The sequence below is a fragment of the Chitinophaga sp. genome (assembly GCF_036569125.1).
Lineage (GTDB): Bacteria > Bacteroidota > Bacteroidia > Chitinophagales > Chitinophagaceae > Chitinophaga.
Genome location: NZ_DATCRF010000588.1, coordinates 1 through 10,084 on the forward strand (window position 1 = coordinate 1; position 10,084 = coordinate 10,084).

7 protein-coding genes are annotated in these 10,084 nt (G+C 47.6%); 3 read left to right on the forward strand and 4 right to left on the reverse strand.

What is annotated here, in order from left to right; genetic code table 11:
• The 4 genes from VIM87_RS21995 to VIM87_RS22010 form a co-directional block, all read right to left on the reverse strand.
• A partial coding sequence (locus tag VIM87_RS21995) for a hypothetical protein (protein WP_331999091.1) occupies positions 1-207 on the reverse strand: 207 nt, incomplete at its 3' end.
• A 239-nt stretch (positions 208-446) separates the two neighbouring features.
• Entirely contained in the window at positions 447-1,982 is a 1,536-nt protein-coding gene (locus tag VIM87_RS22000; RefSeq protein WP_331999092.1) for a RagB/SusD family nutrient uptake outer membrane protein, read from the reverse strand.
• A 25-nt stretch (positions 1,983-2,007) separates the two neighbouring features.
• Complete coding sequence (locus tag VIM87_RS22005) at positions 2,008-5,340, reverse strand: TonB-dependent receptor (protein WP_331999093.1); 3,333 nt, start codon at positions 5,338-5,340, stop codon at positions 2,008-2,010.
• A 4-nt stretch (positions 5,341-5,344) separates the two neighbouring features.
• Positions 5,345-6,214 (reverse strand): hypothetical protein, encoded by an 870-nt coding sequence (locus VIM87_RS22010; protein WP_331999094.1) that lies wholly within the window; start codon positions 6,212-6,214, stop codon positions 5,345-5,347.
• 281 nt (positions 6,215-6,495) lie between these two features.
• Between VIM87_RS22010 and VIM87_RS22015 the strand changes: the two genes are divergently transcribed.
• The 3 genes from VIM87_RS22015 to VIM87_RS22025 form a co-directional block, all read left to right on the forward strand.
• A complete protein-coding gene (locus VIM87_RS22015) occupies positions 6,496-7,263 on the forward strand; it encodes a hypothetical protein (RefSeq protein WP_331999095.1) in 768 nt (255 codons plus the stop codon).
• A gap of 637 nt (positions 7,264-7,900) precedes the next feature.
• The gene (locus tag VIM87_RS22020; protein WP_331999096.1) at positions 7,901-8,581 is read left to right on the forward strand and encodes an NUDIX hydrolase; all 681 of its coding nucleotides are present in this window, start codon (positions 7,901-7,903) and stop codon (positions 8,579-8,581) included.
• 2 nt (positions 8,582-8,583) lie between these two features.
• The coding region (locus tag VIM87_RS22025) for a nicotinate phosphoribosyltransferase (RefSeq protein WP_331999097.1) at positions 8,584-10,084 on the forward strand (1,501 nt) is incomplete at its 3' end.

Below are 10,084 nucleotides of genomic sequence, written 5' to 3' on the forward strand. Positions count from 1 at the left end.
GGTAAGTACGGTACCCGGTACAGTGGCCGGCATCCAGCCGGTTAAGGTATGGGTAGGGTCGGAAAGCGCTTCGCCTTTGTCGGTAACTTTGGCAATGTTGGCACATTGCCAGCCAGTATTGAGTTCATACTGATCCTGCGCCTGCAAACTGCTGTAGCAAAAAAGCAGCGCGCAGATAATGCTAAATTGTCCCCTGTTCTTCTTCATAATAGGCATAAAGATTAAAATAAAATCGGAGAAAGGGAAATGAAAAAGGAGGAGCGGCGTGTACGCCGGCTCCCCCTTATAAATGTAAAATGCTAAACCGACGAAGGAGGTTCATAGAGACCTTTAAAAGACTTTATGAACTTTAAAAAGACTTTATGAACGAGATAAATGTAAAAGTCAACGCAGTACAGCACCCAACTTTTACATTTAGCATTTAAAATTTTACATTTTACATTCTTCTACTGGTAATACGGGTTCTGGTACATCTTCACCGGATCCAGCTTATACTCATCAAACGGAATGGGATAATACAGGTCCTTTAAACCAAAGTTGGAGATCTTGGCCTTACCATAATCAGCCTGGTTCTTGGCATGTATATAGGTCACCAGCTCGTCAATGGTGAAAAAGCGCAGCAGGTCATACCAGCGGTGGTGCTCAAATGCCAGCTCCACACGTCTTTCATGCAAAATGGCCAGCTTCAGCGTAGGGAATTTACTGCTGTAGTTAGGATCAGCTTTTACCACATTATATAATGGCATACCGGCCCTTTCCCGCACCATATCCAGGTAGGTAATGGCGGTGGCATTATCGCCCAGGTACATATTCACCTCTGCCAGCATCAGCGCCACATCCGCATACCGGATCAATATCCAGTCATTACCGCCGTAACCATTGGTACCGGCAACGGCGCTGGTGTCTCTGAACTTGGTAATGTACCAGTCTTTTACGGTGGCGTCATTGGCAAATTTTACGGAAAAGTCTTTGCGCGGGTCACCTTCCTCATACTCTTTCACCAGGTCCAGCTTTACGTTGCCACCTACGCCGGAAGAGGGTTTTAGCGAATTAACCTTTTCTCCTTTTGCCTGGTTGTTGGCAGCTATGGAAGATGAATAGTTAATATCACCCTGTTTGTTCACGATCTGGAAGATGAGCTCCGGGCAGGTCGATTTTTTATTTACATCAAATACATCCGTGTAAGGAATATCCTTCAGTGCGCTGAAGCTGCGCATAGCCCAGGCAGCGTCCAGGTAGGTTTTTGCATTGTTCAGGTTCTGCGTGCGGCTGCCGGCATCCAGCGTGGTGGCCATGGTCAGGTATACCTGGCCTAACAGGGCATTGGCAGCGGCCTTGCTTACCCGGCCTTTGTTGGCGCCGGTTTGCTGGTTAGGTAAAGGGCTGTTCAACGCATCTTTCAGGTCAGCTACTATCTGCTCATACACCTTCTCTTTCTTTTCACGGAAAGTATTGGCCGTTACTTCTTCCAGCGTGGTAAGCTGTTTGGTTACCAAAGGCACATCGCCCCAGGTGCGCACCAGGTGAAAGTAAATAAGCGCGCGTATGAATTTTGTTTCTGCAGCGTATTGTGTTTTAGTATCTGCGCTGCTAAAGGTAATGTTGTCTATGTTCGACAATACCTGGTTACAGCGGGTAATGGTCTGGAACAGCGCCAGCCAATGTGTTTTAAGGTATGTGTTGCTGGGCAGCAGGGAAAAGTCGTTGAACTGGAAAGGCTCTCCCGCGTTCGACTGGTTATCGTTACGGCCCGCATCGTCCGAACGTTCATCGGTATATAAACCGCTGTTCTCACCAATACCGTCGCCGGTTCTCAGGGATTGATATACCCCATTAACCGCCAGTGCAATATCTCCTTCTGTTTGATAGTATACTGCAGTAGGAATAGCATTGGGATTGCTTTGCTCCAGGAAAGTTTTGCTGCACGCGCTCAGTAAAGAAAGAGCCGCTATACAACCTATTATGAAATATCTGTTAGTCATTGTTTGCTGAGTTTTTAGATCCTTATCAGAATGTAGCTTTCACACCAAAATTGTAAGCGCGTACCAGTGGGTACATGCCGTAATCCACGCCGGGCGTAAGATTTACGCCGTTATTATAATCCACTTCCGGGTTGTAACCCAGGTATTTGGTAATAGTAAAAGCATTATCCACGCTGGCATACACACGTATATTGCTTAAGCCTTTTACGGGTTTCAGCAATGCCTGCGGAATGTTATAGCCCAGGGTAATGTTGGTGCAGCGGAAGTAAGAACCATCCTGTAAATAGAAGGTTGAAAGGCGGGTGCTGTTACTTTGCGTACCACCGCGGGATGCACGGTACACGCTGCCATCACCGGGTTCTGTTGCCGAACGGTAGCGGTTAGCCACCTTGGCATACTGGTTGCCGGAACCTTCCATGTTAAACAGGTAATAATCCTGCCCGTCCAGCACCTGGTTGCCATAAGAACCGTTAAAGGATGCGCTCAGGTCTACAGACCGGTAGCTGAAGTTTAACCCGAACCCATATATGAATTTAGGGTAGGGTGAGCCGATCACGGTTTTATCTGCATCTGATACTACGCCATCGCCATTGGTATCTTCAAAATATAGATCACCCGGCTTTAAGCCATTGCTGGATGCTGTGGAGCGGGCAGGCCCTTTCAGCACATAGCCTTTCGGGAACGACTGTGTGGCAGAATTATAAAAAGCATCATCAGCCGCAATGTTGGCCATATCACTTTCCTTTACCATACCTTTTACCTTAAAGCCGTAGAACATACCAATAGGCTGCCCTTCTTCTGTGATGTGCGTTTTATAGGAGCGCTCTGCTCCGTTGGTGATAATGGTGCTGGCGCCGCCCATATCCAGCACCTTGTTACGGTTCAGGGATATATTGCCGCTGAAGTTGAAGTTGAAATCTTTGGTAGATACGATCCTGCTGTCTATCTGCACATCAAAACCCTTGTTCTGCACTTTGGAATTACGCAGGTTGGTTAATATGGCAGCAGTGCCGGATACCGCGGATACAGACTGGTTAAACAGCAGGTTGTAAGACCGGCTGATGTAGTAGTTCGCAATCACAAACACGCGGTCGTTAAACAGTCCCAGGTCTGCGCCAAAGTTGAACTGCGAGGTTGATTCCCATCCCAGCTTCTGATCCCGCAGATCGCCGGACCATACGGCGGTAGCAATGGTGCCATTGCCATATACCACGCCACCCGGTGAGCTCATTACCTGCTGGTAGTTATAGTTGCCAATGTTGTTATTACCGCTCAAACCCCAGCTGGCACGCAGCTTCAGAGAGCTGGATGTGCCCACCAGGTCAGTATAGAACTGCTCTTTTGAAATATTCCAGCCGGCAGATACGGAGGGGAAATTACCCCAGCGGTTGGCCGGTCCAAAACGGGATGATCCATCTGTACGGAAAGAACCGGTTAAGAAATATTTGTTCTCATAATTGTACACCACCCGCGCCAGGTAAGAGAGCATGGTCCAGGTAGCCTTGCCCGTAGCCGGGTTTAATGCAAAGTTGGTAGGGTCTGCGCCCTTACCGGTGATCTCCTGTATACGGTCGTTCTGGTAACCTCTTGCCAGCACGCTTACCGCATCGCTGGTATATTGCTGCGCCGTATAACCTGCCAATACATCAATATTATGTTTGCCGATTTGTTTTTTATAGTTCAGTGTAAACTCACCTAATTGATCGGTGGTAGATAAGGTTCTGGCCGTATCCCTGGCTGCTGCCAGTGCCTGCGGAGAGTAAGGCGGGTTAGCATCTGAGCTTAAGCTGCCGGGCCGGTAAAACTCGTACTTTTCATTATAGGTTTGCAAACCCAGGTTGGCTTTAAAGCTAAGGCCGGGAATAATCTCATACACCGCAAAACCATTGTAGGTGGCACGGCGTCCTTTGCGGGTAATGTTGGTTTCTTCTGCAATGGCTACCGGGTTTTCTATGGTCTGGTAACCATATGCTGCCGACTGTGAGGCGGCTTCATTCTTGCGCAGGGTGCCATCATCATTACGAGCACGGAAGTAAGGCATGTATATTAATGCGCCCAGGATAGGACCGTGATCAAAACGGCCTTCTTCTACCTCCCGGTTATCATTGGAAGTGAATGACAGGTTAGCGCCTACTTTCAGTTTTGCATTTACCTCAGCATCTATATTGGCGCGCAGGTTCAGCCTCCGCTGGTACGTGCTTACCACAATACCCTGCTGGTCCTGGTAACCGCCGCTCAGCGCATAACGCACGCCGTTCTTTCCACCTGAAAATGCCAGGTTATGCCGCTGTACCGGTGCATTGCGGTAAAGCTCATCCTGCCAGTCGGTATTATATTTCGGCTTGATCATTTTCTGGCTGGCGCGGTCATAAATTTCAGTGGGAATGCTTACGCTGCTGGCATTGCCTACTTTGGCAACACGGGTAGCGTTATCGTCAGAGAACATAGCATCATTCCAGGCGCCGCCGCCATTTATAACCAGGTCGCGGTAGGTATTGTTGCGGCCATCTATTACCAGCTGTGCAAACTGATCGGCATTCAGCAGGTCTACTTTTTTACTCAGCTGGTTCACGCCAAACTGGTAATCATATTCCAGCTGGCCCTTGCCATCCTTACCATGTTTGGTGGTAATAAGCACTACGCCGCCGGCTGCACGGGAACCGTAAATAGCAGCAGAAGCAGCATCTTTCAGAATGTCGATGGATTCAATATCGTTAGGGTTGATGAATACATCGTTGCCGGCCGGGTAGCCATCAATTACATACAGCGGGTCAGAGCTGGCATTTACGGAGCCCACACCGCGTACCCGGATCTTGGTGCTCATATACGGCGCGCCGCTTACCTGCGATACCTGCACTCCGGCTACTTTACCCACCAGCGCCTGTCCTACAGAGGGAGTGGTAAGGTTCAGCTCTTTGGCCTTCACACTGGATATAGCGCCCGTAACATCGCTCTTGCGCATTTTCTGGTAACCAACAGATACTACTTCGTTCAGCTGTTTTACATCTTCGCGCAACAGTATATTTAATACGGACTGATTGGCGGCAGCTTCCTGCGGAATATAACCGGTAAAGGAAAATACCAGTGTAGCGCCTGCGCTTACACGCAGGGTGTACTGACCATTTCCATTGGTAACCGTGCCCTTATGGGTACCTTTTTCTACTACATTCACACCAGGTAAGGGTTGGTTCTTTTCATCCGTAATGGTACCGCTTACTTCCACGGCGCCCGGCTGTTGCCATACCATGGCTAACTCCCTGCCTGTTGTGGCAGCACTGGCGGGCATTACAGCCATCAGGCCACATGCCGCCAATACAAACTTACATCCACGTGTGAGATCTTGTAACGTTCTTTGCATAACTCTACCAGTTGACATTTATAAAATGAACATTGTTCTTTGCGGAGGAGGTAACAGCAACACCTGTTTGGCTGCTGTTTAAAAAAGTGAAGCCTTCCAGCTCATCGGGTTTATCAATATCTATTTCCTTAATAATGTCTGCTTTGCCTGCGGCAATGGAGGTTTCCAGGTTCAGGAAAGTAAAGCGCCATTTACGGCCCTCCACCTGGTTCTGTATCAATACCAGCACCTTCTTTTCCGGTATCCAGTGCAGGTTTTGCACCCAGGGCCCGCAGGTGAACTTTTTAAACAGCACACCATCTTCTTTTGTGTTGGATACATTCTGCAGCCGGCCGGGATGGTATAATCTTACTTCATTACCATGGTTGCCATAATCGGCTGTAGCTACATACCATTGGCCATTATACTCCACGTACTCCGGGCGGGTGCCCTGTATGCAGGCATCATCGTCTATTACTTTTTTAACGTTGCCATCCAGCGTATGCGTTTGTAAAAACCCTTCCCAGTTAATGCAGTAGATCACTGCTTTCCAGGCCGTACCTTCTTTGTTTAAGCGGATGCTGTTGCCAATAAAAACAGGCAGGTTGCCATGGCGTGCAATACCGGTGGGATGGTTGATCACATCTTTTCCGTTTTCCGTAAATGCATATTCACGGCCGGTGTATAACAGCGAATCTTTACCCGGTATATACTCCCGCATCATGCCCGTTTCACGGTCGCCGTACAGGTATAGCTTACCCTGCTCATAGTGAGCGCCCTGGCAGGCTCCCAGGGAATCAACTGTTAAAGAGTGCTGAATTTTCACTCCTACATTCACACGAAAAAAAGACAATAATCCACCGGAGAGGATCACGACAGCTACAATTAATTTCATATGCTCACCTTTGGTTTATATGCATGGCAGTTGATCCTGTATACAACAGGTATCGATGATGTGGTTGTCCGTTATTATCAAAGTGTATGATTGGATCCCTCTTACCCTAAAGCGTTTGCAAAGAGAATCAACCACTATTATGGAATGGTTAAGTGAGCATTATGCAATTGTTATGCTTATGTTACGAAGCGGGCTGCAGTGCGCGGAAAAAGTTGTGTATATCACTGAAAATTACGTACTTAGCCGGTCTCTTATAACCGAATAACCAAAAGATAACCACTATGAAAGCTTTTTCCCCTCGTTCCGGATCCATGATCCGCATGGCTCTTGCTGTTAGTTTTTTATTTGTAGCCTGTAAAAAAGATGATGATGTACCAGCGCCCCAGTACACCGTAGATCAGCTGTACGCTAACTCCATTACCGATGCAACCGTGGCTGACAATTCAGAAGTAGTAGATACTTTATGGCCCATTACGGCCGACAATCCCAACCTGCAATGGAAAACCATTCATGGCAAACAGTATGTACTGATGGCTACTTTTATGAAGTATCCATCCAGCTACCCGGCCGGTGATTCTATTACCAATACCTGGGGCGATGCCTGGGTGTTTATACCGGCACAAATGAAACGCAGACTGGCAGCGGCTTTCAAGCCCGGCTCCGATACTATTATGCGTATCTGCCAGCTGCTGGGATTACCGCCTGCCAATGACCGCAGTAATACCCACATCTCGCAAATGTGGGTACAGCCCGAGAAGCTGGTGCGCCCGGCCGGCAATCCTGCTATTAATACCACTACTACCGGTGCGGTGCTGGTAAATGGTGTTTCACCGGCGTACGCTACCTGGTTTGATGACAATATTATTTATTCTTACTACCGGCCATTAAGCTCCAATACGGATTATTATTATCCCTGGACCCGTTTGGGTTATACCTATGATTGGGCGCCTGGTGGAAAGGAAGTGGGGTTAAGCGAATACAAGCTGCAGGCCAGCTCCGGTATTTGGGTAGAGCAAACGGGTACGGCCGGGAGTTTTTTCAGGAATTAAGGTAGAAGATCGCAAGTTAATTAAAGCGGCTTGGGTCCCGGTATTTTACTGGACTCAAGCCGTTTGGTTTTATGCTTAACAGCAATTACGCTGGCATGGCCGCAATAATGTTGACCTGCAATCATTACCCATACTTATACAATACCTGCTTCCTCTGCGCTTAGTACCTGCTCTGCGTTTTTATTAGCTTAAAGCCTAATTTTTACCTCTTATTTTCCCGCTAAAAAAGCATGTTTTTTCATTTTTGCAACTCATTGTAAATCAACAACAAATGCAGATCAAGTCCACGTTAAGTCCACATCAAATCCACGTCATGTCCAGCTTGTATTTGAGTATCATAGCATTGCATCCCGCGTACGATCCGTGTATTTCCCGCGTGCACCCCGGCTGCCGCCCATCCGCAATCCGGATACATTCCCCTCATTCAAAGAAAGTTCGTAACCCTAACCATCCGGCCGGAACTACGTTGTTATTACAATTAACCCTATCTTTCTTAATAGGTTAGCGCTTCCCGGCGGCCTTCCGGGCCGGAGCTAACGGTTACGTATAAGTACTTATTTTCATAAAATCCCCGGAAAAACTTGTACAAATAAAAATAACTTCCTTTCTTTGTGTCAAATTAACACAAACAAAAAGAATGAAAGCTTTCTCCGCATATAAGAATCCTGCCCTGGCTGTGGACCTGGTAGTATTTGGTTATCATGAGAAAACATTATCCGTGCTGTTGCTGAACAGGAATGAGGAGCCTTTTAAAGACCGCTGGACCTTACCCGGCGCCTTTTTACAGATGGAGGAAAGTTTTCAGCAACTCTGCTCCCGCATATTACAAACCAAGCTGGGTATGGATAATGTATACCTGGAGCAGCTGTATTCCTTTGATGCGCCGGACCGTGACCCGCGTGGACGTGTGATCTCAGTAGCACATTATGCGCTCATCAACCCAAAGAAGTTTGCAATAGCTGCCGGTAAAATGGCGAATGATGTACAATGGTTCCCGGTAAAAAAGATCCCGGCCCTGGGCTTTGACCATAAAGAGATCTTTACCAAAGCCTTACAGCGCCTGCAGGCCAAGATCCAGTATTTTCCCGTAGGCTTTCAGCTGCTGGATGAAATGTTCACCATGTCGGAGCTGCACGAATTATATGAATGCATACTGGGCGTTACAATAGACCGCAGGAATTTCAGCCGCAAGATCCTGGATGCAGAATATGTGATCAATACCGGCATTAAGCGGGAAGGCTCTCAGAACCGCCGGCCCGAGTTATTCAAGTTCAACAAGAAACTAAAACAAAATAATTTCCAACTTAACATTAGCTAACAATGCGTATCAATCCCATCCTCTTAAAAGACGGCTACAAAGTAGGCCACAAATTCCAATATCCCGAAGGTACCAGCCTGGTGTACTCTAACCTTACACCGCGCAAATCCAGGAATGGTGATGTACAGGAGATCGTGTTTTTTGGTTTGCAGTATTTTATTAAGGAATACCTGGTACGCGAGTTCAATGAATCTTTCTTCAGCCAGCCTAAAGAGCAGGTGCTGAAACAATATGCCCGCCGTATGGATAACTACCTGGGCAAGGATAGTATTACCTATGATCACATTGCAGCCCTGCATGATCTGGGTTACCTCCCGCTGGAAATTAAGGCCCTGCCCGAAGGTACGCTGGTACCCATGCGTGTGCCCATCTTTACTATTAAGAATACCATCCCGGAATTTTTCTGGCTCACCAATATGCTGGAAACCATTCTCAGCGCCATTCTGTGGAAGCCCTGTACTTCTGCTACCACGGCTTTTCAATACCTGAAAACTTTTACCCGGTATGCAAAAGAAACTGTAGGCAATGACCTGAGCTTTATACCCTGGCAAGGCCACGACTTCTCTTTCCGTGGTATGAGTGGTGTGGAAGATGCGCTGATCAGCGGCGCCGGTCACCTGTTATCTTTTGCAGGCACCGATACCATTCCCGCGATTGATTTCCTGGAAACTTATTACAACGCCAATTGTGAGAAAGAGCTGATCGGCGGCTCTGTACCCGCAACAGAACACAGCGTAATGTGTATGGGTACGCAGGATGATGAGATCAAAACCTTTGAACGGCTCATCAGCGAGGTTTATCCCGCAGGCATTGTATCAATTGTAAGCGATACCTGGGATTTCTGGCAGGTGATCACAGAGTTTTTACCTGCGCTGAAAAGCAGGATCCTGGCCCGTAATGGTAAGGTGGTTATCCGCCCCGACAGTGGCGACCCGGTAAAAATTATCGTAGGCGATAAAGATGCTCCCGCAGGCAGCCCCGCTTACAAAGGAGCTATTGAATGTATGTGGGAAACCTTTGGCGGTATTATTACGGAGCAGGGTTACAAGCTGCTGGATGGCCACATTGGGCTTATCTATGGCGATAGCATTACCACTGAACGCCAGCTGGCCATACTGGAAGGACTGAAACAAAAAGGCTTTGCCAGCTACAACGTAGTATTGGGTATTGGTTCTTACACGTATGAATATGTAACCCGCGATACCTTTGGTTTTGCCATGAAAGCCACTTATGGTGAGGTGAATGGTGTAGGCAGGGATATTTTTAAAGATCCTAAAACAGATGACGGTACCAAGAAATCAGCTAAAGGTTTAATGCAGGTATACCGTAATAGTATTACCGGTAAGCTGGAAGTAAAAGACCAGTGCACCTGGGAGGAGGAAGCAAAGGGTGAGTTGAAAACCGTGTTCAAAGATGGTAAGGTAGTAGTAGACTGGACGCTGGCCGAGATCAGGGAACGCTTAAAAGGAATGCTGGAAGAAAATGAGAACAATAATGTTGTAC